We start from the raw sequence: 24,962 nt of genomic DNA, 5'->3' as shown, positions 1-24,962 counted from the left end.
ACGGGCACGGCCTGGTATCCAGGCCACGGGCGGCCGGGCGGCCGCGACCCTCGGGACGCACGGACAAGCAGGAAGCGGGGACGATGCGCAGAGTTCTGATCGTCGGCGCCGGGCAGGCCGGCCTCCAGCTGGCCCTCGGGCTGCAGGCCCACCGCTACGACGTCACGGTGATGACCGACCGCGACGCCGAGGCCGTCCGCACCGGCCGGGTGCTCTCCACCCAGTGCATGTTCGACACCGCGCTGCGCACCGAACGGGCCCTCGGCCTGGACTACTGGGCCGACGAGGCGCCCCGGATCGGGGGCATCGGCGTGTCCGTGGGCGGGCCGGCGGCCGGCGAACGGGCGCTCGACTGGACCGGGCGGCTGAACGCCCGCGCGCAGTCCGTCGACCAGCGGCTCAAGCTGCCGGCCTGGCTGGAGGCCTTCGCCGAGCGCGGCGGCCGGGTCGTGATCGGGCCGGTCGGCGCCGGGGACGTGGCGCACCTGGCCGGCGCGTACGACCTGGTGCTGGTCGCGACGGGCCGGGGCGGCCTGGGCTCGGTCTTCGAGCGCGACGAGGAACGCTCGCCGTACGACCGGCCGCAGCGCGCCCTGGCGGTCAGCTACGTGCACGGGCTCGCGCCGCACCCGGAGCGGGAGTTCCCGGCGGTGTCCTGCTGTCTGCTGCCCGGCATCGGGGAGTTGTTCGTGATGCCCGCGCTGACCGCGGCCGGGCCGTGCGACATCCTGTTCTGGGAGGCCCTGCCCGGCGGCCCGGCGGATGCCTTCGACGGGCTCCGCGGCCCGGCCGAACACCTGCGGGTGACCCTGGAGCTGATGCGGACCCACACCCCCTGGGAGTACGACCGCGCCCGGGGCGGCGTCGAACTCGTCGACGCCGGCGCCACCCTGGCCGGCCGCTTCACCCCGACCGTGCGCCGTCCGGTCGGCGAACTGCCCGGCGGGGGAGTGGTGCTGGGCGTCGCGGATGCCGTGGTCGGCAACGACCCGATCGCCGGGCAGGGGGCGAACAACGCCGCCAAGTGCGCGGCCGGGTACCTGGAGGCGATCCTCGCGCACGGGGACAAGCCCTTCGACCGCGACTTCATGCAGGCCGCGTTCGACCGCTTCTGGCACAGCGCCGCCCGGCCGGCCACCGCGTGGACCAACGCGATGCTCGCGCCGCCGCCCCCGCACGCCCTGGCGGTGCTCGGCGCGGCCGCCCGCCTGCCCGCCGTGGCGGACCGGTTCGCCAACGGCTTCGACCGGCCGGCCGACCTGGGGGAGTGGTTCCTCGACCCGGCGGGAGCGGCGGCCTACCTGGGGTCGGTCGACCCGGGCGAGTAGCCGGGGGCGACGCGCGGGAGACGGCGCGGGAGATGGTGCGGGAGAAGGTGCGGGGGTAGCCGGAAAGCAGCCGGACAAGTGGGGTGAAATCCCGTGATATCCGGTGGGCCGGGCCTGGCATATGACCATTTCTTGTCAACTCCGCAGCCAGATGGGAGCATTCGGCGGCTGGACGCAGTAGCAGCACGTCACGACGAGAACGCACCACGACGGGGGAGAGCGCGATGGCGGTCAACGCGGCAGACGGAAACATGGCTCAGGCCGTGATGGACACGGCGATCAAGGAGCGGGAGCGGCTGCACACCGGCCGCAGCCGGACCAGCACGATGGTGGTGCTGGGGCTGCTCGCCGCGGCCGGCCTGTTCGCGGCGCTGGTGCTCGGGAAGGCGGATCCGGACACCCCGCCGGACTGCGACGGCCACACCATGACGCACAGGAGCATGTGCCAGATCATCTCCAACCGCGGGGGCGGCGGGACCTTCTCCTACTCGGAGATGATCGACCGCCGGGAGTCCTCGAAGGAGATCTGGCGGTACGTCGGGTTCGGCGCGGCGGGCGTCATGGTCGTCTCCATGGTCTTCGCCTTCAACAAGCTGGACCCGAAGCGTCCGTGGGGCACGGCCGTCCCGGCCGCCTGCCCGCGCTGCCACCAGCCGACCCTGCGGGAGAAGCTGACCGTGCACAGCATCACCCGGGGGCGGACCACCTACCGGTACAGCGGCATCGTCACGCTCTGCAACCCGGTCTGCGGGTTCCACACCATCCGCCAGCGCTGACGGACCGACTCGCGGACCGACCGGCCCGGCTGCCGGGCCCGACCGCCCGGACCGACCGGCCGACCGGCCCGGCTGCCCGTACCGGCGGCCGGGCCGGTCCGTCAGTCCGCGAGGCCCAGCGGGTCCGGTGCGGAGTCGAGGAGCTCGGGCCCGTTGTTGCGGACGCTGTTGACGGCGGTCGAGACGGCCCGCACCCGCAGCGCGCCGTCCGCCGGGCGGCGCAGCAGGTGGTGCAGCTCGGCGGAGTCGGTGTGGGCCGGGGAGAGCCAGACGTCCAGGTCGTCCGGGGCGATGGTGAGCGGCATCCGGTCGTGCACCCGGCCGGCGCTGTCGGTGGCGTCCGTGGTGATGATCGTGGTGGTGGCGAGCCAGGCCAGCGGGTCGTCCTCGGGCCGGCTCGCGTCGCGCCAGAACTCGTACAGGCCGGCCATCAGCAGCACGCCGCCGGTGCTGAGGAAGTACGGCTGCTTGTACTTCTTCCGGCCGGCCTCGGCCGGCACCTCGCGCCACTCGAAGTAGCCGTCCGCGGGCACCACGCAGCGGCGGGCGGTGAAGGCCTTGCGGAAGGCCGGCTTGGTGTCGACCGTCTCCGAGCGCGCGTTGATCATCCGGGCCGCCCCGGAGGGGTCCTTCGACCAGGACGGCACGAGCCCCCAGCGCAGCGGCCGCAGCCCGCGCAGCAGCTCGCCGGTCTCCCGGTCGACCCGCTCCAGCACGGCCGGCACCGGGTCGGTCGGTGCGACGTTCCAGCTCGGGGCCAGGGCCTCGGCCGGGTCCCAGCGCAGCTCGCCGAGCAGCGAGACGAGGTCCTGGGGCGTGGTGGTGGAGACGAAACGGCCGCACATGCCCCCAGCCTGCCACCACCCGCCGACAACGGGCACGGTCGACCCACCGGCGGGGCGCCCGGGGACTGGCAGGGGATGCGGCGACAGACCTTGTCGGGGTCGGGGCCGCGGTGGCAGACCCTGTCGGGGGTCAGCCCGCGACCGCCGCGACCACGTCCGCGTAGGCGGCGAACAGCAGCGGCTCACCCGGCCTGGGGTCGGCGAGCAGCAGGGCCCAGCAGCGGGCGACCAGCTCGCGGGCGGCGGCGCCGGGCCAGGGCAGCGGCAGCAGCTCCGGGGGGAGCAGCGGGTCGGGGTCCGCCGCCGCGGTGAGGGCGGCGGCCAACTCGACGGCGATGGTGAGGAGTTCGGTGTCCCCGAGGCCGCCCTCGGTGAGCCGGGTGAGCTTGTCGGCGGCGACCTCGGCGAGCCGGCGGTACCCCTCGGCGACCTCGTCCACCGCGGCGTACCTCGACGTGCTGCGCCGCGACCTCGACGCCGGGCGGCTGACCAACGAGACCGCCGCCGCCGACCTCGACCGGCCCACCCTGCGCCGCACCCTCCGGGCCGCCGTCTGCGCCGCCCGCCTCCACGGCCCGGGCACCCTCCCGGGCTTCTTCGCCGCCGCTACCGGCACCCGCTCCGGCCGCCGGCTGACCGTCCTGGACCGCCTGACCGGCGCCGACGAGATGCTCGCCGACATGGCCGAGTGCACCGGCGTCCCCGCCGCAGTCGGCGCCGCCCAACTCCTCGACGGCACCGCGCCCACGCCCGGCGTCCACCCCCCGGAGACGTCCGTCGACGCGGAGCGCTTCTTCGCCGACCTCCGGCAGCTCTGGCCGACCGTGTCCGTCACGGTGGAGGAGGCCGCACCCCGGTGACGTGCCCGGGCGCTCCGGCCCGCTCGGCCAGCGGGCCGTCGGCGCGTGGTCCTGGAAGGTCAGCGGGCGTGCCGGGGCCCCGCGGGGCCTCAGGGTGTCGGCGGGTTGGCCAGGGTGCTGAGGGTGTCGTCGAGGGTCGGGGTGCCGGGGCGGGGGCGGTTGAAGGGGAGCTTGCCGAGGGCCCGGCCCAGCGCGCAGGTGTTGGTGACGGCGGAGAGGACCAGTCCGGTGCCGATCGCGGCCGCAAACCAGCGGACGCCGGGCAGGGCGAGAGCGACGAGCAGGCTGATCAGGACGAGGGAGCCGGCCGCGAAGCGGACCTGGCGGTCCATCGCCCAGACCGCGCGGGCGCCGTCCGGGCGGTTCAGCGGGTGGCCGTCGGCGGCCCAGGCGTTGGTGCCGCCGGTGAGGACGAGGGTGGCGATCCCGGCTTCCGAGAGCCGCCGGCACGCGGTGGCGGCGCGGAGCCCGGAGGCGCAGACGAGGGCGAGTTCGCCCCGGTCGGCGGCCTGGCGCAGGGCGGGCAGGGCGCGGTCGAGCTGGTCGAGCGGGACGTTCAGCGCGCCGGGGATGTGGCCGGCGGCGTACTCGCCGGGGGAGCGGACGTCGATGAGGGCGAGCTGCCCGAGCCGGGGGCGGAGCTGCTCGACGGTCAGCGGCGTGGTCATGGGGGGAGTCCTTCCGGAGGTGGGGGGTCAGGCGAGCGTGGTGAGGAGCATCAGGGCGGCGACGGCGAGCAGCGCGACGGCGAAGGCCCGCTGCAGGGTGCGTCCGCTGAGCCGGTCGGCGAGTCGTTTGCCGTCCCAGGCGCCGAGGACGGCGGCGCCGGTGAAGGGGGCGGCGACGGCCCAGTCGATGGCCCCGGCGGAGCCGAGGCGGGGGAGCAGGGCGGCGAGTGAGTTGGCGGTGATCACCAGCAGGCTGGTGCCGACCGCCTCGGCCATGGTGAAGGCGAGGACGGAGACGAGCGCGGGGACGGCGAGGAAGCCGCCGCCGACGCCGAGCAGTCCGGTGACGGCGCCGAGCCCGGCGCCCGCCGCCGTGGCGGGACCGGTGCCGGCGGCGGTGCCCGTGTTCGGGCCGGCGGCGGAACGTTCCGGCAGGCCCGCTCTCGGCGGCCGCAGCATCCGCCAGGCCGCCAGCGCCGCCAGGACGGCGAACGCGCCGGTCAGCAGCGCGCCCGGCAGGTGGACGGAGAGTGCCCCGGTGGCCGCGGCGGCGGGCAGTCCGGCGGCGGCGAACAGCGCGCCGGTGCGCCAGCGGACCCGGCCGGCCCGGGCGTGCGCGAGCAGGGCGGTGAGCGAGGTCGCGGCGACGATCACCAGGCTCGCGGTGGTGGCCAGCGCGGGGCTGAAGCCGAGCAGGTAGACCAGGGCGGGGACGGCCAGCATGCTGCCGCCGCCGCCGAGCCCGCCGAGCGCGAGGCCGACCACGGCCCCGGCGGCCAGCGCCAGCAGCAGCGCGGTCATATCACGCGCCCGGCGCCGCCGCGCGAGGCGTTGACGGGCAGGCCCGCCCGCGCCCAGGCGGACATGCCGCCGGTCACGTTCAGCACCTCGACGCCGCGCGCGGCGAGCAGCTCGGCCGCTCGCTGGGAGCGGTTGCCGGAGTGGCAGAGGGCGAGCACGGTGCGGCCGGCCGTCTCGGGCGGCAGTGCCGCGCCGGCGACGAGGCCGATGAGCGGCAGGTGGAGCGCGCCGGGCGCGTGACCGGCGGCGAACTCGTCGGCCTCGCGGACGTCGAGCAGCACGGCGGTGCCGCTGCGGGCCAGCTGGTGCGCGTGGTCGGGGGTGGTCTGCCCGGGGGTGGGCGGGTGCTGGGGCATGGCTTCTCCGTGGTGCGGGATGGGCCGGACGGCGATGGTCCGGCGCGTCGGGGTCGGCGCGTGGCGGCTCGGTGGAGCGGCGGCCTGGTGCGGCTCGGCGGCTCGGCGGCGCACGCGGGTGTCTGCCCGGCTCCGCCCGTACCTGTTCGGTCGGCGGCCGCCGGTTCCCCCTCGACGCCCACCATAGTACCCCAGGGGGTATTATCGAAAATCGTTCTGGATACCCCCACCCGTATTTGACCTCGGTGCCCTATGCTGGCGAATATACCGAGGGGGGTATCGGTTCGAGCATCATCACACCACCGCGGCGCCCGGCGCCGCCCAGGAGGACTCCCCGTGTACTTCGCCCAGTTCTACCTCGACTGCCTCTCCCAGGCCTCGTACCTGATCGCCGACGAGCGCACCGGCCGCGCCGTCGTCGTCGACCCGCGCCGCGACGTCGACGAGTACCTGGCGGACGCCGAAGCGCACGGCCTGACCGTCGTCGGTGTGATCAACACCCACTTCCACGCGGACTTCCTGGCCGGCCACCTCGAACTGGCCGACCGCACCGGCGCCTGGATCGGCTACGGCCGCCGCGCCGAGACCGAGTACCCCATCCGCCAGCTTGCGGACGGCGAGCGGATCGAACTCGGCGACGTCACCCTGCAGATCCTGGAGACCCCCGGGCACACCCCGGAGTCGATCAGCGTCCTGGTCTTCGAGCAGCCCGACGACACCGTCCCGTACGGCGTCCTCACCGGCGACGCCCTGTTCATCGGCGACGTCGGCCGCCCCGACCTGCTCGCCTCGGTGGGCGTCACCGCCGCCGAACTCGGCGTCATGCTCTACGACAGCGTCCACCGCAAGCTGATGGGCCTGCCCGACGAGACGCTGGTCTTCCCCGCCCACGGCGCCGGCTCGGCCTGCGGCAAGAACCTCTCCACCGAGAAGCGCTCCACGATCGGTGCCCAGCGCCGGACCAACTACGCCTGCCAGCCCATGGACCAGGACACCTTCGTCCGCATCGTCACCACCGGCCAGACCGCCGCCCCCGCCTACTTCGGCCACGACGCCGCCCTCAACCGGCAGGACCGCCCGCTGCTCGACCGCACCAACCCCGCCCGTCCGCTGTGCCCCGAAGGCCTCCGGGAGGCTCGCGCCGCAGGCGCCGTCGTCCTCGACGCCCGCAGCCCCGAGGACTTCGGCGCGGGACACCTGCGCGGCGCCGTCAACGTCCCCGTCGACGGCCGCTTCGCCGAACAGGCCGGCACCGTCCTCACCCCCGACAGCGCCCTCGCGATCATCGCCCCGCAGGACCGCGAGGACGAGGTCGTCACCCGCCTCGCCCGCATCGGCTTCGACCGCATCGCCGGCTACCTGCGCGACCCCGCGGGCGCCCTGCCCGCCCTCGCCGACCACCTCACCCCCGCCAGCCGCCTCACCGCCGACCAGCTCCGCACCGCCCTCGCCGGCGAGCAGCCCCCCACCGTCCTGGACGTCCGCACCTGCGGCGAACGCGAAGCAGGCTCCGTCGACGGCTCCCTGCACATCCCCCTGGCCGAACTCCCCACCCGCCAGGGCGAGATCCCCACCGACCGACCCCTCGTCGTCCACTGCGCCGGCGGCCACCGTTCCTCCATCGCCGCCAGCCTGCTCCGCCACCACGGCCACCCCGACGTCTCCGACCTCCTCGGCGGCTACACCGCCTGGCACACCCTCACCCACCCCGCACAAGGCTGACCCCGGCCGTCGCCTTCCCCCGGGCCCCGGTCGTCGCTGAAGGGTGCTCCAGCCGCCTGCCCCGGACTTCGAGCCATGCCCTGAACCGCACCGGACCTCGGTGCGGTCTCCCGGTGGACCGCAGAAGACGCGCCTACACCTCGATGTGCGCACCCATGATGACCGTGCGGTCACGAGGAAGCCCGAGGTACTCGGCGGCGTCCGCCGTGATGTACGAGGTGGCGATGAACAGCCGCTTGCGGGAAGTCTCGCAAATTCCTTAGCCGCGTAGGTGGTTCGCTGGCTGTGCCGAGAGCGGTCCGCGAGCAGTGGCTGAAGGGGAACGGATGTCCAAGCGTGCACTGATCACCGGGGTGACCGGCCAGGACGGGTCTTACCTGGCCGAGCACCTGATCTCCCTGGGATACCAGGTCTGGGGCCTCACCAGGGGGCAGGCCAACCCGCGGAAGGACCGGGTCAGCCGGCTGATCCCGGACCTGCGGTTCGTCGACGGCGACCTGATGGACCAGAGCAGTCTGGTGTCGGCGGTCGACACCATCCAGCCGGACGAGGTGTACAACCTCGGGGCGATCTCCTTCGTGCCGATGTCCTGGCGGCAGCCGGAACTCGTCACCGAGGTCAACGGCACCGGCGTGCTGCGGGTGCTGGAGGCGATCCGGATGGTCAGCGGCATCAACAAGCCGGCCGGTGCCGCCGGCGGCCCCGGGCGGATCCGGTTCTACCAGGCCTCCAGCTCCGAGATGTTCGGCATGGTGGCGGAGACCCCGCAGAACGAGCGGACCACCTTCCACCCCCGCAGCCCGTACGGAGTGGTGAAGACCTACGGTCACTACATCACCCGCAACTACCGCGAGTCCTACGGGATGTACGGTGTCTCGGGGATCCTGTTCAACCACGAGTCGCCGCGCCGCGGGGCCGAGTTCGTGACCAGGAAGATCTCCCTCGCGGTCGCGCAGATCAAGCTCGGCCTGCAAGACCGGCTGCTGCTCGGCAACCTCGACGCCGTCCGAGACTGGGGCTTCGCCGGGGACTACGTCCGGGCGATGCACCTGATGCTCCAGCAGGACGAGCCGGGCGACTACGTCATCGGCACCGGGCGGATGCACTCGGTGCGGGACGCGGCCCGGATCGCCTTCGAGTGTGTCGGGCTCGACTGGGAGCGCTACGTCGAGGTCGATCCAGGGCTCGTGCGGCCCGCCGAGGTGGAGACGCTCTGTGCCGACGCCGGCAACGCGAGGGAGAAGCTGGGCTGGGAGCCGGAGGTCGACTTCCCCGAACTCATGCGGATGATGGTCGAGTCCGACCTGGAACAGGCGCGCGTGGCCCGCGACTACGACGAGGTGCTGGCCGGTGCCCGCTGGTGACACCGGCCGGGAACAGTGGAAGGGCGGTGGGGATCTCGCGTCCCCACCGCCCTACCGTTGTTCGACGGCCCGCCCGCTCGGCGGCCGGGAGAGCTCCAGGATCGCCAGCGCGATCCCGGCGCCCTGGCCGCCGAGCCGGGCGGCGTAGCGGCGCAGCATCGCGTTCTCCTGCGCGAGGCTGGTGGTCGGCAATCCCGCGGCGCGGCGCCTGAGCTGGTGGCCGCGGGCCAGGCGGATGCGGTGGACCAGCTGGGCGATCAGCTGCTCGTCGAGCTCGCTGAGCTCGGCCGCGACCGGGTCCGCGGTGCCCTCGGTGGAGGGCAGCGGCACTCTCGGTGCGGTGCCGTGCGGGAAGGGTTCGGGCATGGCGATGATCCTCGTCGACGTCGGGGCGCTCGGCCCGGTCGGGCCGCACCCACGGCTCGCGCAACTGACGATCCAGCCGAACGGCCCGGCAATTCCCTAGAGTCCGGGACCCGTTCGGACGTGATCGACAGACCCTAGGGAAATTCGGCGCGGCCCCGATCGAGACTGGGCGCTGGAGTGCGGGAATGCGAGCGCCGCGCGTGCCGGGCACGCGAGCCGTCCTCAAGCGGATCCCTGCCGTTCGCCGGTCTTCCAGATGGGTTGCGTCGATGATGGACAAGGAACAGAAGCTCCGGGACTACCTCAAGCGGGCCAGCGCGGACCTCCAGCGCTCCCGGCAGCGGGTGGACGAACTGGAGGCGGCCGCCCGGGAGCCGATCGCCATCGTGGGGATGAGCTGCCGCTTCCCGGGAGGGGTCGCGTCTCCCGAGGACCTCTGGGCGATGCTCGTCGCCGGCGAGGACGGCATCACCGGCCTGCCCGCCGACCGCGGCTGGGAGCTCGACCCGGCGGCCGGGCCGGTCGACGTCCGGGGCGGGTTCCTGCAGGGCGCCGCCGACTTCGACCCGGGCTTCTTCGGCATCTCGCCGCGTGAGGCGCTGTCCATGGACCCACAGCAGCGCGTCCTGCTGGAGGTGTCCTGGGAGGCCATCGAGCGGGCGGGCATCGACCCGAGCAGCATCCGCGGCACTCGCACCGGCGTCTTCGTCGGCGCGATGCCGCAGGACTACCGCACCGGGCCGGACGACGACGTCCAGGGCTTCGTGCTGACGGGTAACGCGACCAGCGTGATCTCCGGCCGCCTCTCCTACGTCCTCGGCGCCGTCGGCCCGGCCGTCACCGTCGACACCGCGTGTTCGTCGTCGCTCGTCGCGCTCCACCTGGCCGCGCAGTCGCTGCGCGCGGGGGAGTGCGGCATGGCGCTCGCCGCGGGCGTCACCGTCATGTCGACCCCCACCACCTTCGTGGAGTTCGGCCGCCAGGGCGGCCTGGCCTCGGACGGCCGCTGCCGCTCCTTCGCCGACGCCGCGGACGGCACCGGATGGGCCGAGGGCGTCGGCGTGCTCGTCCTGGAGCGGCTGTCGGTGGCCCGGCGCAACGGGCACCGGGTGCTGGCCGTCGTGCGCGGCACCGCCGTCAACCAGGACGGCGCCTCCAACGGGCTCACCGCGCCCAACGGGCCGTCCCAGCAGCGCGTCATCGAGCAGGCGCTGCGCAACGCGCGGCTCTCCGCCGACCAGGTGGACGCGGTCGAGGCCCACGGCACCGGCACCGTCCTCGGCGACCCGGTCGAGGCCCAGGCGCTGCTGGCCACCTACGGGCGCGGGCGGGACCCGCAGCGCCCGCTGCTGCTCGGCTCGGTGAAGTCGAACCTGAGCCACACCCAGGCCGCGGCGGGCATGGCCGGGGTGGTCAAGACGGTGCTGGCGCTGCGGCACGAGTTGCTGCCCCGCACCCTGCACGTGGACGAGCCGTCGACCCACGTCGACTGGGAGTCCGGCGCAGTCCGGCTGCTGACCGAGGCGACGCCGTGGCCGCAGGGCGCCGAGCCGCGCCGGGCGGGCGTCTCGTCCTTCGGCCTCAGCGGCACCAACGCGCACGCCATCATCGAGGAGGCTCCGGCCGCGGAGGAGGCGCCCGCGTCCGAGGCCGTCGAGGCCGGGGTGCTGCCCTGGCTGGTCTCCGGCCGTACCCCCGAGGCGCTGCGCGCCCAGGCCCAGCGGCTGGTCGCATTCCTGGCGGCGGACGCCGAGGGCTCCGACGCCGACCTCGCCCACTCGCTCGCCACCACCCGCGCCGCCCTGGAGCACCGCGCCGTCGTCACCGCGGCCGGCCGCGCCGAGGCCGTCGCGGCGCTCACGGCGCTCGCGGACGGCGAGGGCGACGGCCGGGCCGTCCTGGGCACCACCCAGGGGCGCGGGAAGCTCGCCTTCCTGTTCGCCGGCCAGGGCTCGCAGCGCCTCGGCATGGGCCGCGAACTGGCCGCCCGCTTCCCGGTGTTCGCCGCCGCGCTGGACGAGGTGCTCGCCCGGCTCGACGTCCAGCTCGACGGCCGGCCGGGCGCGCCGCTGCGCGACGTGATCTGGGGCTTCGACGAAGAGGCGCTGAACCGCACGGGCTGTGCCCAGCCCGCGCTGTTCGCCGTCGAGGTCGCGCTGTACCGGCTGCTGGAGTCCTGGGGCGTGCGCCCGGACTTCCTGGCCGGCCACTCCGTCGGCGAGATCGCCGCCGCGCACGTCGCCGGGGTGTTCACCCTCGCCGACGCGTGCGTCCTGGTCGCCGCCAGGGCCCGCCTGATGCAGGCCCTGCCGGCCGGCGGTGCCATGGTCGCGGTGCAGGCGAGCGAGGACGAGGTCCTCCCGCTGCTCGGCGACGGCGTGTCGCTGGCCGCCGTCAACGGGCCGCAGAACGTGGTCGTCGCGGGCGAGACCGCGGCGGCCGAGGCGGTCGGTGCGCACTTCGCCGAACTGGGCCGCAAGGTGCGGCGGTTGCGCGTCTCGCACGCCTTCCACTCGCCGCTCATGGACCCGATGCTCGACGAGTTCCGCGCCGTCGTCGCCGGGCTGAACCCGCAGGCGCCCGCGATCCCGGTCGTCTCGACGCTCACCGGCACCCTCGCCACCGTCGAGCAGCTCACCTCCGCCGGCTACTGGGCCGACCAGGCCCGCCGGGCCGTCCGCTTCGCCGACGCTGCCGGCTGGCTCGGCGGCCACGGCGCCACCCTGTTCCTCGAACTCGGCCCGGACGGTGCCCTCGCCGCGCTCGCCCAGGGCGCCCTCGACGAGCCGGCCGGCGAAGGTCGCAGCGCCCTCGCCGCGCTGCGCCCCGGCCGCGACGAGACCGAGGCGCTCACCGAGGCCCTCGCCGGCCTGCACGTGCGCGGTGTCCCGGTGCGCTGGGACGCCTACTTCGAGGGCACCGGCGCCCGCCGCGCCGACCTGCCCACCTACGCCTTCCAGCACAAGCGCTACTGGCCGAAGAGCGCGCTCTCGCGCACCGGCGAAGTCCGCGCCGCCGGGCTCGGCTCGGCCAACCACCCGCTGCTCGCCGCCGCCGTCTCGCTCGCCGACACCGACGGCCTGCTGCTGACCGGCCGGCTCTCGCTGCGCACCCACCCGTGGCTGGCCGACCACGCCGTCGACGGCACCGTCCTGCTGCCCGGCACGGCCTTCCTGGAGCTCGCCGTGCGCGCGGGCGACGAGGTCGGCTGCGAGCGCGTCGAGGAGCTGACGCTCACCGCGCCGCTGCCGCTGCCCGAGCAGGGCGGCGTGCAGGTGCAGGTGTGGGCCGGGCGGGCCGACGCGAGCGGGCGGCGCACCGTCGGCGTCTACGCCCGTCCCGAGGGCGACGAGGACGCCCCGTGGACGCAGCACGCCGACGGCTTCCTCGCGTCGGGTGACTCGGCCGGCGAACACCGGTCCGTCGGCGGGGAGTTCACGCAGTGGCCGCCGGCCGGCGCCGAGGCGCTCGACCTGGACGGCCTGGACGAGCGCCTCGCCGGTGCGGGCTTTTGCTACGGCCCGGCGTTCCGCGGGCTGCGCGCGGCCTGGCGGCGCGGCGGGGAGGTGTTCGCCGAGGTCGCGCTGGACGAGGGCGCGAGCGGCGAGGCGAGCGCGTTCGGCATCCACCCGGCGCTGCTGGACGCGGCGCTGCACGCGACGGCGTTCCTCGGGCTCGGCGGGGTGCCGTTCTCCTGGCAGGACGTCAGCCTGCATGCCACGGGCGCGTCGGTGGTGCGGGTGCGGCTGTCCGCGACCGGGGACGACTCGGTCGCCGTCGAGGTCGCCGACGCGGCGGGCGGCCCGGTCGTCTCGGTCGGCTCGCTGTTGCTGCGGGCGCTCCCGGCGCCGGCCGGTGCGGGCGCCGGGCCGGTCCGGGACGCGATGTTCGAGCTGCGCTGGTCCCGGCCGCGCGGCGGCGCGCAGGTGCCCGCCGCGGTGGCCGTCCCGGAGGCGGACCCGCTCGGCCTCGGCGTGCTGCCGGCGGCGGGCGAGGCCCCGGCCGAGGTGGTGCTCGTGCCGCTCGCGGGAGATCCGGCCGACCCGGTCGGCTCGGCCCACGCGCTGACGGCCCTGGCCCTGGCCCGGCTCCAGCAGTGGCTCGCCGAGGACGCGTTCGGCCGGCTGGTCTTCGTGACCCGGGGCGCCGTCGCCACCACGGCGGACGAGGAGGTCACCGACCCGGCCGCGGCCGCCGTGTGGGGCCTGGTGCGCTCCGCGCAGGCCGAGCACCCGGGCCGGTTCGGCCTGGTCGACCTGGACCCGGCCGGCGGGCCGCTGCCCGAGCGCGCCCTCGGCGGCGACGAGCCGCAGCTGGCCGTGCGCGGCGGCGCCGTGCTCGCGGCCCGGCTGGCCCGCGCGGGCGCGGTGGCCGAGACCGGCGCCGCGTGGAGCCCGGACGGGACCGTCCTGATCACCGGCGGCACCGGCGGCCTCGGCGCCGTCCTCGCCCGGCACCTGGTGGCCGAGCACGGCGTCCGTCGCCTCGTGCTCGCGAGCCGCCGAGGAGCCGCGGCCGAAGGCGCCGCCGACCTGGCCGCGCGGCTCACCGAGGCGGGCGCCGAGGTCGCCGTCGAGGCGTGCGACCTCACCGACCGCGCCGCCGTCGAGCGCCTGATCGCGGGCGTGCCCGCCGGACACCCGCTGACCGCCGTGGTGCACGCCGCCGGCGTGCTCGACGACGGCGTCGTCGAGCGGCTCACCCCCGAGCGGCTCGCCGCCGTACTGCGGCCCAAGGCCGACGCCCTGTGGCACCTCCACGAGGCCACCCAGGCCCTCGACCTCGCCGCGTTCGTCGTCTTCTCGTCCTTCTCCGGCACCGTCGGCGCGGCCGGGCAGGCCAACTACGCCGCGGGCAACGCCTTCGCGGACGCGCTCGTGCGCACCCGCCGCGCCGCCGGACTGCCCGGACTCTCGCTCGGCTGGGGTCCCTGGGCCCCCGTCGGCGGAATGACCGGAGAACTCACCGACGCCGACCTCGACCGGCTCGCCCGGCTCGGCACCCCTGCGCTCTCCGAGGCCGACGGCACCGCGCTGTTCGACGCCGCCCTCGCCCGCCCCGAGGCCGTCCTGCTGCCCGTCCGCCTCGACCTCCCGGCGCTGCGCGCCCGGGGCGAGGTGCCGCCGCTCCTGCGCGGCCTGATCCGCACCCCCGCGCGGCGCGCCGCCGTGACCGCCACCGAGGCGGCCGGTGCCCTCACCCGCCGGCTCGCCGGGCTGGACGAGCGCGCCCGCACCGCGGCCGTCGTCGACCTGGTCCGTGCCCAGGTGGCGGCCGTGCTGCGGCACGCCGACGCGTCCGAGGTCGACCCGCACCGTCCGTTCCAGAACCTCGGCTTCGACTCGCTCACCGCCGTCGAGCTGCGCAACCGTCTGAGCGCCGCCACCGGCCTGCGCATCTCCGCGACCGTCGTCTTCGACTACCCGACCGTCACCGCCCTCGCCGGGCACGTTCTGGACGGCCTGACGGGTGCCCAGGCGCCCGCCGGCGCGGCCCCCGTGCGCGCGGCGGCCGACGACGACCCGATCGTCATCGTCGGCATGAGCTGCCGCTATCCGGGCGGCGTCGCCTCGCCCGAGGACCTGTGGCGCCTGCTGCGCGAGGGCACCGACGCGATCTCCGGCCTGCCAACCGACCGCGGCTGGGACGTCGAGTCGCTCTACCACCCGGACCCGGACCACCTCGGCACCAGCTACACCCGCTTCGGCGGCTTCCTGCACGAGGCCGCCGACTTCGATCCGGGCTTCTTCGGCATGAGCCCGCGCGAGGCGCTGGCCACCGACGCCCAGCAGCGCCTGCTGCTGGAGGCCTGCTGGGAGGCAGTCGAGCGGGCCGGGATCGACCCGGTGTCGCTGCGCGGCAGCCGCACCGGCGTGTTCGCCGGCGTGATGTACAACGACTACTCCGCGCTGCTCGCGGGCGGCCGCTTCGAGGGCCTCCAGGGCAGCGGCACCTCGCCGAGCATCGCCTCCGGCCGCGTCTCCTACACGCTCGGCCTGGAGGGCCCGGCCGTCACCGTCGACACCGCGTGCTCGTCCTCGCTCGTCGCCATGCACTGGGCCATGCAGGCCCTGCGCGCCGGAGAGTGCACGCTCGCCCTGGCCGGCGGCGTCACCGTGATGTCCACCCCGACCTCGCTGATCGAGTTCTCCCGCCAGCGCGGCCTCGCCCCGGACGGGCGCTGCAAGGCGTTCTCCGACCGGGCGGACGGGGTCGGCTGGTCCGAGGGCGTCGGCGTGATCGCCCTGGAGCGCCTCTCCGACGCGCGCCGCAACGGGCACGAGGTGCTGGCCGTCGTACGCGGCTCAGCCATCAACCAGGACGGCGCCTCCAACGGGCTCACCGCACCCAACGGGCCGTCCCAGCAGCGCGTGATCCGCCAGGCCCTCGCCAGCGCCGGGCTCGCGACGGCCGACGTCGACGTCGTCGAGGCACACGGAACCGGCACCTCCCTGGGCGACCCGATCGAGGCCCAGGCGCTCCTCGCCACCTACGGCCAGGACCGTGAACTCCCGCTGCTCCTCGGCTCGGTGAAGTCCAACCTCGGCCACACCCAGGCCGCTGCGGGCGTCGCGGGCGTGATCAAGACGGTGCTGGCGATGCGACACGGCGTCGTGCCCCGCACCCTGCACGCGGCCGAGCCGTCCTCCCACGTGGACTGGGACGAGGGCGCGGTGGAGCTGCTGACCGAGGAGGCGCACTGGCCGGAGACCGGCCGCCCGCGCCGGGCCGGCGTGTCCTCCTTCGGCTTCAGCGGCACCAACGCCCACGTCATCCTCGAACAGGCCCCCGCCGCCGTCTCGCGGGACGCCACCCCGGCCGTCGCGGAGCCCGTCCTGCTGTGGCCGCTGGCCGGCCGCAGCCCGGCCGCGCTGCGCGACCAGGCCGCCCGCCTGCGCGCCTTCGCCGCCGCGGACCCGGCCGGGAGCCTGGCCGACCTCGGGCTCTCGCTCGCCACCACCCGCTCCGGCTTCGACCACCGTGCCGTGGCCGTCGGCGGCGACCGCGACGAACTGCTCGCCGCCCTGACCGCCCTCGTCGCGGGCGAGTCCGCCGCCGGGCTCGTCGCGGGCGAGACCGGTGCCGCGAAGCTCGCCGTGCTGTTCGCCGGCCAGGGCGCCCAGCGCCTCGGTGTCGGACGCGAACTCGCCGGGCGCTTCCCGGTGTTCGCCGAGGCGCTGGACGACGTGCTGCGCGAGTTCGGCCCGCGGCTGGAACGCCCGCTGCGCGACGTACTGTGGGGCGACGACGAGGAGCTGCTGAACCGCACCGGCTGGGCCCAGCCCGCGATCTTCGCCGTCGAGGTCGCGCTGTTCCGCCTGGTCGTCTCGCTCGGCGTTCGCCCCGATGTGCTGCTCGGCCACTCCGTCGGCGAGATCGCCGCCGCGCACTGCGCCGGGGTGCTCCCGCTCGCCGACGCGTGCGCGCTGGTCGCCGCGCGGGCCCGACTGATGGACGCGCTGCCCGAAGGCGGCGCCATGGTCTCCGTCGAGGCCGCCGAGGACGAGGTGCTGGCGCGCCTGGTGCCCGGCGTGTCCGTCGCGGCCGTCAACGGGCCGCGGGCCGTGGTGATCTCCGGTCTGGAAGGCGAAGTCCTGCGCATCGCCGGCGAGTTCGCGGCCGAGGGCCGCCGGACCAAGCGGCTGCGCGTCTCGCACGCCTTCCACTCGCCGCTGATGGAGCCGATGCTGGAGGAGTTCCGGCGCGCCGTCGCGGAGCTGGACTTCCGCACGCCGGCCATCCCGCTCGTCTCCGACACCACCGGCGAACTCGCCACCGAGGCCGAGCTGTGCTCGCCCGAGTACTGGGTCGAGCACGTCCGCCGGGCCGTCCGCTTCGCCGACGGCGTCCGCGCCGCCCGTGCGGCCGGCGCCGCCACCTTCCTCGAACTCGGCCCGGACGGTGTGCTGGCCGCGCTCACCGAGGAGATCCTGGCCGACGACACCGCCGCGACCGCCGTCCCGCTGCTGCGCGCCGGGCGGCCCGAGGAACGGACCGCCGCCCTCGCCCTGTCCGCACTCCACGTGCGCGGGCACGCCCTGGACTGGGCCGCGCTGTACGCGGGCACCGGCGCCCGCCGCACCGGCCTGCCCACCTACGCGTTCCAGCACGAGCGCTACTGGCCCGAGGCCGAGCCCGCCATCGCCGCCCCGGCCGCCGACCCCGCCGACTCCGCCCTGTGGGGCGCCGTCGAGCGCGGCAGCGCCGCCGAACTCGCCGACCTGCTCGGCCTGCGCGACGAACACCACGCAGGCCTCTACGCCCTCCTGCCCGCCCTCGCCGACTGGCGCCGCACCCGCCACGAGAAGGCCCAGCTCGACGCGGCCCGCTACCGCGTCCACTGGCGGCCCGTCCGCCCGGCGGCCGCGCCCGTCCTCGACGGCACCTGGCTGGTCGTCACCACCGATGCTGTCGACGACGCCGAGCTCGTCGACGCGCTGCGCGGCCACGGCGCCCGCCTCGAACGGCTGGTGCTCGACGAGGACTGCCGCGATCGAAGCGAACTCGGCCGCCGGATAGCGGAGTTCGGCGAGCTGAGCGGCATCCTGTCGCTCGTCCCGCTGGCCGACCGGCCCACCCTGGGCCCCGGCCTGCCGGAGGGTGTCGCGCGCGGCGTCGTCCTCGCCCAGGCCCTCGGCGACCTGCGCTCCGCCGCGCCGCTGTGGACCGTCACCCGCGGGGCCGTCTCCACCGGGCCCGCCGATCCGCTCACCAACCCCGTCCAGGCCGCCGCGTGGGGCCTGGGCCGGGTCGCCGCCCTGGAGCGCCCGCAGGCGCCGGGCGGGCTGGTCGACCTGCCCCCGGTGCTGGACGCGCCGACCGTGCAGGGCCTGGTCGGTGTCCTCGCGGCGAGCAAGGCGGGCAAGCGCGCAGGAGAGGACCAGATCGCGCTGCGCGGCAGCGCCGCCTACGGCCGCCGCCTGGTGCGGCACGCCGTCGACGAGCTGCCCCGCGCCGAGGAGTTCACCGCAGACGGCACCGTCCTCGTCACCGGCGGCACCGGCGCGCTCGGCGCCGAGGTCGCCCGCTGGCTGGCCCGCAGCGGAGCCCGGCACCTCGTGCTCACCGGCCGACGCGGCCCGGACGCCCCCGGCGCCGCCGAACTCGTCGCCGAACTCGCCGAACACGGCGCCACCACGGCCGTCCTCGCCTGCGACGTCGCCGACCGCGACGCGCTCGCCGCCGTCCTCGCCGCCGTCCCGGCCGAGCACCCGCTGACCGGCGTCGTGCACGCCGCCGGCGTCGGCCAGGCCGCCCCGCTCTCGGAGACCCCGGTCGCCGAGGTCGCCGCGCTCACCGCCGCCAAGCTCCACGGCGCCGCCCACCTCGACGCCCTCCTCGCCGACCACGAACTGGACTTCTTCGTCCTGTTCTCCTCCGTCGCCGGCATCTGGGGCAGCGCCGGGCAGAGCGCCTACGCAGCCGCCAACGCCTACCTCGACGCCCTCGCGGAAAACCGCCGCGCCCGCGGCCTGACCGCCACCTCGATCGCCTGGGGCCCGTGGGCCGGCGCCGGCATGGCCGCCCACGAGGCCGTCTCGGACGGCCTGCGCCGCCAGGGCCTGCGCTTCCTCGCCCCGGAGACCGCGCTCACCGAGCTGCGCCGCGCGATCGTCCACGAGGACGTCGCCGTGACCGTCGCGGACGTCGACTGGGAACGCTACGCCCCCGTCTTCACCGCCGCCCGGCCGAGCGTCCTGTTCGACGAGCTGCCCGAAGTCCGCGCCCTCGCCCGCGGCGCCGCTGCCGACGCCGGGGCCGCCTCCGACCTCGTCCGCCGCCTGCGCGGCCTGTCCGAGCCCGAGCGTGACCGCCTGCTCGTCGACCTGGTGCGCCGCGAGGCCGCCGCCGTCCTCGGCCACGGCTCCGTCGACGGCGTGCCCGAGAAGCGCGCCTTCCGCGACGCCGGCTTCGACTCGCTGACCGCCGTCGAGCTGCGCAAGCGCCTCGCCGCGCTGACCGGCCTGCCGCTGCCCAGCACGATGGCCTTCGACCACCCGACGCCGGTCGCGCTCGCCGCCTTCCTGCGCGGCGAACTACTCGACGGACCGCAGGACGTGACGGCGCAGCCGGTCGCCGCCGCCGACCCGGACGAGCCGATCGCCATCGTCGGCATGGGCTGCCGCTTCCCCGGCGGCGCCGGAAGCCCCGAGCAGCTGTGGCGGCTCGTCGCCGAGGGCACCGACGCCATCTCCGAGTTCCCGGAGAACCGCGGCTGGGACACCGGCCTCTACGACCCGGACCCGGACACCCCCGGCCGCACCTACTCCACCCGGGGCGGCTTCCTGCACGAGGCCGGCGGGTTCGATGCCGCGTTCTTCGGCATCTCCCCGCGCGAGGCCCTCGCCATGGACCCCCAGCAGCGCCTGTTGCTGGAGACCACCTGGGAGGCCCTCGAATCCGCGGGCATCGACCCGACCTCCGTGCACGGCAGCGCCACCGGCACCTTCATCGGGTCCACGTACCAGGAGTACGGGTTCGGCATGGACGACAGCTCCGCCGGGCACGCCGTCACCGGCACCAGCCCGAGCGTGCTCTCCGGCCGCCTCGCCTACCTGTTCGGCCTGGAGGGCCCGGCCGTCACCGTCGACACCGCGTGCTCCTCCTCGCTCGTCGCGCTGCACCTGGCCTGCCAGTCGCTGCGCGGCGGCGAGAGCTCCCTCGCGCTCGCCGGCGGCGCCACCGTCATGACCAACCCGAACGCCTTCATCGCCTTCAGCCGCCAACGAGCGCTCGCCGCCGACGGCCGCTGCAAGGCCTTCTCCGAGGCCGCCGACGGCATGACCCTCGCCGAGGGCGTCGGCGTCGTCGTCCTGGAGCGGCTCTCCGACGCCGAGCGCAACGGCCACCAGGTGCTCGCCGTCATCCGCGGCTCCGCGATCAACCAGGACGGCGCCTCCAACGGGCTCACCGCGCCCAACGGGCCGTCCCAGCAGCGCGTCATCCGCCAGGCCCTGCACAACGCGGGCCTCACCCCGGGCGACGTCGACGCCGTCGAGGCGCACGGCACCGGTACCGCCCTCGGCGACCCCATCGAGGCCCAGGCACTCCAGGCCACCTACGGGCGCGACCGCGACCCGCGGCGCCCGCTGCTGCTCGGCTCGGTCAAGTCCAACTTCGGCCACACCCAGTCGGCGGCCGGCGTCGCGGGCGTGATCAAGATGGTCCAGGCGCTGCGCCACGGCGTGCTGCCGGCCACCCTGCACGCCGCCGAGCCGTCCTCGCACATCGACTGGACGCCGGGCACCGTCAGCCTCCTCAGCGAGGCCGTGCCGTGGCCGGCCGGCGAGCGGACCCGCCGCTGCGCGGTCTCCTCCTTCGGCATCAGCGGCACCAACGCGCACGTCGTGCTGGAGGAGGCGCCCGCCGCCCTTCCGGCCGAGCCTGCCGAGGTGTCCGACGGCGTCGTGCCGTGGGTGCTCTCCGCCCGCACCCCCGCCGCCCTGCGCGCCCAGGCCGCGCGCCTGGCCGACCACCTCGACGTCGAGCCGGACCTGCGCCCGCACGACGTCGCCCACACCCTGCTGACCACCCGCGCCCTCCTCGAACACCGCGCCGTCGTACTCGGCGCCGACGTCGCCGAACTGCGCGAGGGCCTCGCCGCGCTCGCCGCCGGCGCCTCCGCGCCGAACGCCGTCCGCGGCCTCGCCGAGGACGGCGGCCGCACGGTCTTCGTCTTCCCCGGCCAGGGCTCCCAGTGGGCCGGCATGGGCGCCCGGCTGCTGGACGAGTCGCCGGTGTTCGCCGAGCGGATCGCCGAGTGCGCGGCGGCCCTGTCCGGGCACGTCGACTGGTCGCTGCCCGACGTGCTGCGCCAGGTCGAGGGCGCGCCCGCGCTGGACCGCGTCGACGTGGTCCAGCCGGCGACCTTCGCCGTCATGGTGGCCCTCGCCGAACTGTGGCGCGCCCACGGCATCCACCCGGACGCCGTGGTGGGCCACTCCCAGGGCGAGATCGCCGCCGCCGTCGTCGCCGGGGCGCTCTCCCTGGAGGACGGCGCCCGCGTGGCGGCGCTGCGCAGCCGGCTCATCGGCCGCGTCCTCGCGGGCTCCGGCGGGATGGTCTCCGTGCCGCTGCCGGCCGAGGAGGCCGAGCAGCGGCTGCGCTCGCGCGGCGGTGGGCTCGCCGTCGCCGCCGTGAACGGGCCGCGGACCGTCGTGGTGGCCGGACCGGCCGACGAACTCGACGAGCTGATGGCCGAGTTCGAGGCCGAGGGCCTGCGCGCCCGGCGGATCAGCGTGGACTACGGTTCGCACTCCGCTCAGGTCGAGCTGCTCAAGGACGACCTGCTGACCGACCTCGCCCCCGTGCGCCCGCGCGCCGCCGAGGTGCCGTTCTTCTCCACCGTCACCGGCGACTGGCTCGACACCACGGCCATGGACGCCGGCTACTGGTACCGCAACCTGCGCAACCCGGTGCGCTTCGACCCGGCGGTGCGGGAGTTGATGGCCCAGGGGCACGGCCTGTTCGTCGAGGTCAGCCCGCACGCCGTGCTCACCATGGCGATCGAGGCCACAGCCGAGGACCGCGGCGACCGCGCCACGGCCGTCGGCACCCTGCGCCGCGACAAGGGCGGCGCCGACCGCTTCCTCGCCTCGCTCGCCGAGGCCTTCGTCCGTGGCGGACGGGCCGACTGGTCCGCCCACACCGCGGGCGGGCGTCGCGTGCCGCTGCCCACCTACGCCTTCCAGCACGAGCACCTGTGGGCCGTCGCGCCGCGCCCCGGCGGCGAGCCGGAGGACGGCGAGTTCTGGAGCGCCGTCGAGGAGGCCGACGTCGAGGCGCTGGCCGCCCGGCTACGCATCGACAGCGGCGCGCTCGCGCCAGTGCTGCCCGCGCTGTCCGACTGGCACCGCCGCCGACAGGAGCGCTCGACGGTCGGCTCCTGGCGCTACCGGGCGACGTGGAAGCCGCTCTCCGTCGGTCCCGCCCGGCTGGACGGCACCTGGCTGCTCGTCACCGCCCAGGAAGGCGAGGGCGAGGACGTCGCCAAGGCGCTGACCGCGCACGGCGCGACGGTCGAGCGGCTCGTCCTGGACGACAGCTGCACCGACCGGCAGCGACTCGCCGCGCGCCTCGACCCCACCGGGCTCACCGGCATCGTCTCGCTGCTTGCCACCGCCGAGCGGCCGAGTGAGCGCCACCCCGCCCTGCCGCAGGGCGTCGCGCTCACCCTCGCCCTGATCCAGGCCCTCGGCGACGCCGGGCAGGACGCCCCGCTGTGGTGTCTCACCCGCGGCGCCGTCGCGGCAGGGCGCACCGACAAGGTGGCCAACCCGGTGCAGGTTCAGGTCCACGGCCTCGGCTGGACGGCCGCCCTGGAGCACCCGCAGCGCTTCGGCGGCGTCGTCGACCTGCCCGACACGCTCGACAGGCGCGGCGGCGAGCGGCTGGCCGCCGTCCTGGCCGCCGGCGTCGAGGACCAGGTGGCGATCCGCCCCTCCGGCGCCTACGCCCGCCGCATCGTGCGCGCCGAGGCCGCAGCCCCCCGCGAGGCCAGGCCGCTGCGCGGCACCGTCCTGATCACCGGCGGCACCGGCACCCTCGCCCCGCACCTGGCCCGCCGACTCGCCGCCGAGGGCGCCGAGCGGATCGTGCTCACCAGCCGCCGCGGCGCCACCGCGCCGGGCGCCGCCGAGCTGCTCGCCGAGCTCGCCGCCGCGGGCTGCGCGGCCGAGATGGCCGCCTGCGACCTCACCGACCGCGAGGCCGTCGCGGCGATGCTCGCCGACCTGGCCGCCGCCGGCCACGAGGTGCGCACCGTCGTCCACACCGCCGCCGTGATCGAGCTGCTGTCGATCGAGGAGACCACCCACGAGGCCTTCGCCAAGGTCCTGCACGCCAAGACCGCCGGCGCCCGCCACCTGGACGAGCTCCTGCCCGACGACCAGCTCGACGCCTTCGTGCTGTACTCCTCCACCGCTGGCATGTGGGGCAGCGGCCGGCACGCCGCCTACGTCGCGGGCAACGCCTACCTCAACGCGCTCGCCGAGCACCGCCGCGCCCGCGGCGGCCGGGCGACCGCGATCTCCTGGGGCATCTGGGCCGACGACCTGAAGCTCGGCCGCGTCGACCCCGGCCAGATCCGGCGCAGCGGCCTGGTCTTCATGGACCCCTCGCTCGCCCTGGACGGGCTGCGCCAGGCCCTGGACGCCGACGAGCAGGTGCTCGCGATCGCCGACGTCGACTGGGGGCGCTACCACCCGGTCTTCACCTCCGGCCGCCCGACCGCCCTGTTCGAGGACGTCCCCGAGGTGCGCCGGCTCACCGAGGCCGCCGACCGCCCGGCCGGGGACGGCGAGTTCGCCGCCAAGCTGCGCGCCCTGCCGGCCGCCGAACAGGAGCGCCGCCTGCTGGACCTGGTCCGCGCCGAGGCGGCGACCACGCTCGGCCACGCCTCGCCCGACGTGCTGTCCGAGCAGCGGGCCTTCCGCGACGTCGGCTTCGACTCGCTGACCGCCGTCGACCTGCGCAACCGGCTGGCCGCCGCGACCGGGCTGACGCTGCCCAGCACCCTGGTCTTCGACCACCCGAACCCGCTCGCCCTGGTGCGCTTCCTGCGCGAGAAGATCGCCGGTGCCGCCGTCGACGGCCCCGCCGCCACGGTGGCGGGCGCCGCGTCGGACGAGCCGATCGCCATCATCGGCATGAGCTGCCGCTACCCCGGCGGGATCGCCTCGCCCGAGGACCTGTGGCGGCTCGTCACCTCGGGCGGCGACGCCATCACCGAGTTCCCGGCGGACCGCGGCTGGGACACCGAGGGGCTGTACGACCCGGACCCGGACGCGCCCGGCCGCACCTACTCGGTGCGCGGCGGCTTCCTGCGGGACGTCGCCGACTTCGACGCCGCGTTCTTCGGCATCTCCCCGCGCGAGGCCCTCGCCATGGACCCGCAGCAGCGCCTCCTCCTGGAGACGGCCTGGGAGGCCATGGAGCGCGCCGGCCTGGACCCGTCCGCCCTGCGCGGCAGTCTCACCGGCACCTTCATCGGCGCCAGCTACCAGGACTACAGCCCAGGCGACTCCGCCCAGGACGGCGCCGAGGGCCACCTCGTCACCGGCACCATCCCGAGCGTCCTGTCCGGCCGGCTCTCCTACACCTTCGGCTTCGAGGGCCCGGCCGTCACGCTCGACACCGCGTGCTCGTCCTCGCTCGTCGCCCTGCACCTGGCCTGCCAGTCGCTGCGCAACGGGGAGAGCTCCCTCGCCCTGGCCGGCGGCGTCAGCGTGATGGCCACGCCCAACGCGTTCGTCGGCTTCAGCCGCCAGCGAGCGATGGCCGTGGACGGCCGCTGCAAGGCCTACGCCGAGGCCGCCGACGGGATGAGCCTCGCCGAGGGCGTCGGCCTCGTCCTGGTCGAGCGCCTCTGCGATGCCGAGCGGCTCGGCCACCCGGTGCTCGCCGTCCTGCGCGGCTCCGCCGTCAACCAGGACGGCGCCTCCAACGGCCTCACCGCGCCCAACGGGCCCGCGCAGCAGCGCGTGATCCGTGCCGCGCTCGCCAGCGCGCGGCTCGCCCCGGGCGAGGTCGACGCGGTCGAGGGCCACGGCACCGGCACCAGGCTCGGCGACCCGATCGAGGCGCAGGCGCTGCTCGCGACCTACGGCCAGGACCGCGAACTGCCGCTGCTGCTCGGCTCGGTGAAATCCAACATCGGCCACACCCAGATGGCCTCCGGCGTGGCCGGCGTCATCAAGACCGTGCTCGCGCTGCGCACCGGCGTGCTCCCGGCCAGCCTGCACATCGACCAGCCGTCCACCCACGTCGACTGGGCGGAGGGTGCCATCGAGCTCCTCGCGGAGGCGCGCGACTGGCCCGAGACCGGGCGTCCGCGCCGGGCCGCCGTCTCCTCCTTCGGGCTGAGCGGCACCAACG

At 75.9% G+C, this 24,962-nt stretch carries 12 protein-coding genes (1 of these 12 cut by a window edge); 6 read left to right on the top strand and 6 right to left on the bottom strand.

What is annotated here, in order from left to right; all coding sequences use genetic code 11:
• Window positions 1-83: 83 nt before the first annotated feature.
• Window positions 84-1,328: a styrene monooxygenase/indole monooxygenase family protein gene (locus ACPC54_RS20660; RefSeq protein ID WP_498966584.1), complete on the top strand. Its 1,245-nt coding sequence runs from the start codon at window positions 84-86 to the stop codon at window positions 1,326-1,328.
• Between the two features lie 224 nt (window positions 1,329-1,552).
• Entirely contained in the window at window positions 1,553-2,104 is a 552-nt protein-coding gene (locus tag ACPC54_RS20655; protein WP_498966583.1) for a hypothetical protein, read from the top strand.
• 101 nt (window positions 2,105-2,205) lie between these two features.
• Here the strand turns inward: ACPC54_RS20655 and ACPC54_RS20650 are convergent, their stop codons facing one another.
• A complete protein-coding gene (locus tag ACPC54_RS20650; protein ID WP_498966582.1) occupies window positions 2,206-2,949 on the bottom strand; it encodes an SOS response-associated peptidase in 744 nt (247 codons plus the stop codon).
• Window positions 2,950-3,079: 130 nt separating this feature from the next.
• Window positions 3,080-3,388 (bottom strand): PaaX family transcriptional regulator C-terminal domain-containing protein, encoded by a 309-nt coding sequence (locus ACPC54_RS20645; RefSeq protein ID WP_498966580.1) that lies wholly within the window; start codon window positions 3,386-3,388, stop codon window positions 3,080-3,082.
• A gap of 16 nt (window positions 3,389-3,404) precedes the next feature.
• Here ACPC54_RS20645 and ACPC54_RS20640 point away from each other — a divergent pair, with 16 nt between their 5' ends.
• The gene (locus ACPC54_RS20640) at window positions 3,405-3,809 is read left to right on the top strand and encodes a hypothetical protein (protein WP_498966579.1); all 405 of its coding nucleotides are present in this window, start codon (window positions 3,405-3,407) and stop codon (window positions 3,807-3,809) included.
• 89 nt (window positions 3,810-3,898) lie between these two features.
• Here ACPC54_RS20640 and ACPC54_RS20635 read toward each other — a convergent pair whose 3' ends face one another.
• Genes ACPC54_RS20635 through ACPC54_RS20625 form a run of 3 tightly spaced genes read right to left on the bottom strand, consistent with a single transcriptional unit; the run spans window position 3,899 to window position 5,634 of the window.
• Window positions 3,899-4,477, bottom strand: coding sequence for a rhodanese-like domain-containing protein (locus tag ACPC54_RS20635; protein WP_498966578.1), 579 nt, complete (start codon window positions 4,475-4,477; stop codon window positions 3,899-3,901).
• Between the two features lie 27 nt (window positions 4,478-4,504).
• The gene (locus tag ACPC54_RS20630; RefSeq protein ID WP_498966577.1) at window positions 4,505-5,278 is read right to left on the bottom strand and encodes a sulfite exporter TauE/SafE family protein; all 774 of its coding nucleotides are present in this window, start codon (window positions 5,276-5,278) and stop codon (window positions 4,505-4,507) included.
• Window positions 5,275-5,634 carry a rhodanese-like domain-containing protein gene (locus tag ACPC54_RS20625; RefSeq protein WP_498966575.1) on the bottom strand — a complete coding sequence of 120 codons (360 nt, stop codon included), beginning with the start codon at window positions 5,632-5,634 and terminating at the stop codon, window positions 5,275-5,277. Before ACPC54_RS20625 ends, ACPC54_RS20630 begins: the two co-directional genes overlap by 4 nt.
• Before the next feature lie 336 nt (window positions 5,635-5,970).
• On the opposite strand from ACPC54_RS20625, the gene ACPC54_RS20620 reads away from it, so the two are divergent.
• Entirely contained in the window at window positions 5,971-7,356 is a 1,386-nt protein-coding gene (locus tag ACPC54_RS20620; RefSeq protein ID WP_498966574.1) for an MBL fold metallo-hydrolase, read from the top strand.
• Between the two features lie 326 nt (window positions 7,357-7,682).
• On the top strand, window positions 7,683-8,720 hold the full coding sequence (locus ACPC54_RS20615) for a GDP-mannose 4,6-dehydratase (RefSeq protein ID WP_498966573.1): 1,038 nt from the start codon (window positions 7,683-7,685) through the stop codon (window positions 8,718-8,720).
• Window positions 8,721-8,771: 51 nt separating this feature from the next.
• Here the strand turns inward: ACPC54_RS20615 and ACPC54_RS20610 are convergent, their stop codons facing one another.
• Window positions 8,772-9,086 carry a chorismate mutase family protein gene (locus tag ACPC54_RS20610; RefSeq protein ID WP_498966572.1) on the bottom strand — a complete coding sequence of 105 codons (315 nt, stop codon included), beginning with the start codon at window positions 9,084-9,086 and terminating at the stop codon, window positions 8,772-8,774.
• A gap of 272 nt (window positions 9,087-9,358) precedes the next feature.
• Between ACPC54_RS20610 and ACPC54_RS20605 the strand changes: the two genes are divergently transcribed.
• Window positions 9,359-24,962 carry the 5' portion of a type I polyketide synthase gene (locus tag ACPC54_RS20605; RefSeq protein WP_498966782.1) on the top strand. Its footprint extends 12,368 nt past the window's final position, so 15,604 of the gene's 27,972 nt are visible here — the first part of the coding sequence; it begins with the start codon at window positions 9,359-9,361; its stop codon lies beyond the right edge, outside the window.

The organism is Kitasatospora sp. NPDC094028 (genome assembly GCF_049543595.1).
Taxonomy (GTDB): domain Bacteria; phylum Actinomycetota; class Actinomycetes; order Streptomycetales; family Streptomycetaceae; genus Kitasatospora.
The sequence above is the reverse complement of the archived record's forward strand: the minus strand, read 5'-3'. Positions and strand labels throughout refer to the sequence as shown.

Excerpts from the sequence above, each read along its gene's own strand:
- ACPC54_RS20630 (WP_498966577.1), bottom strand. The coding sequence starts at position 5,278 with ATGACCGCGCTGCTGCTGGCGCTGGCCGCCGGGGCCGTGGTCGGCCTC.
- ACPC54_RS20610 (WP_498966572.1), bottom strand. The coding sequence starts at position 9,086 with ATGCCCGAACCCTTCCCGCACGGCACCGCACCGAGAGTGCCGCTGCCC.
- ACPC54_RS20615 (WP_498966573.1), top strand. The coding sequence starts at position 7,683 with ATGTCCAAGCGTGCACTGATCACCGGGGTGACCGGCCAGGACGGGTCT.
- ACPC54_RS20635 (WP_498966578.1), bottom strand. The coding sequence starts at position 4,477 with ATGACCACGCCGCTGACCGTCGAGCAGCTCCGCCCCCGGCTCGGGCAG.
- ACPC54_RS20650 (WP_498966582.1), bottom strand. The coding sequence starts at position 2,949 with ATGTGCGGCCGTTTCGTCTCCACCACCACGCCCCAGGACCTCGTCTCG.
- ACPC54_RS20660 (WP_498966584.1), top strand. The coding sequence starts at position 84 with ATGCGCAGAGTTCTGATCGTCGGCGCCGGGCAGGCCGGCCTCCAGCTG.
- ACPC54_RS20655 (WP_498966583.1), top strand. The coding sequence starts at position 1,553 with ATGGCGGTCAACGCGGCAGACGGAAACATGGCTCAGGCCGTGATGGAC.
- ACPC54_RS20625 (WP_498966575.1), bottom strand. The coding sequence starts at position 5,634 with ATGCCCCAGCACCCGCCCACCCCCGGGCAGACCACCCCCGACCACGCG.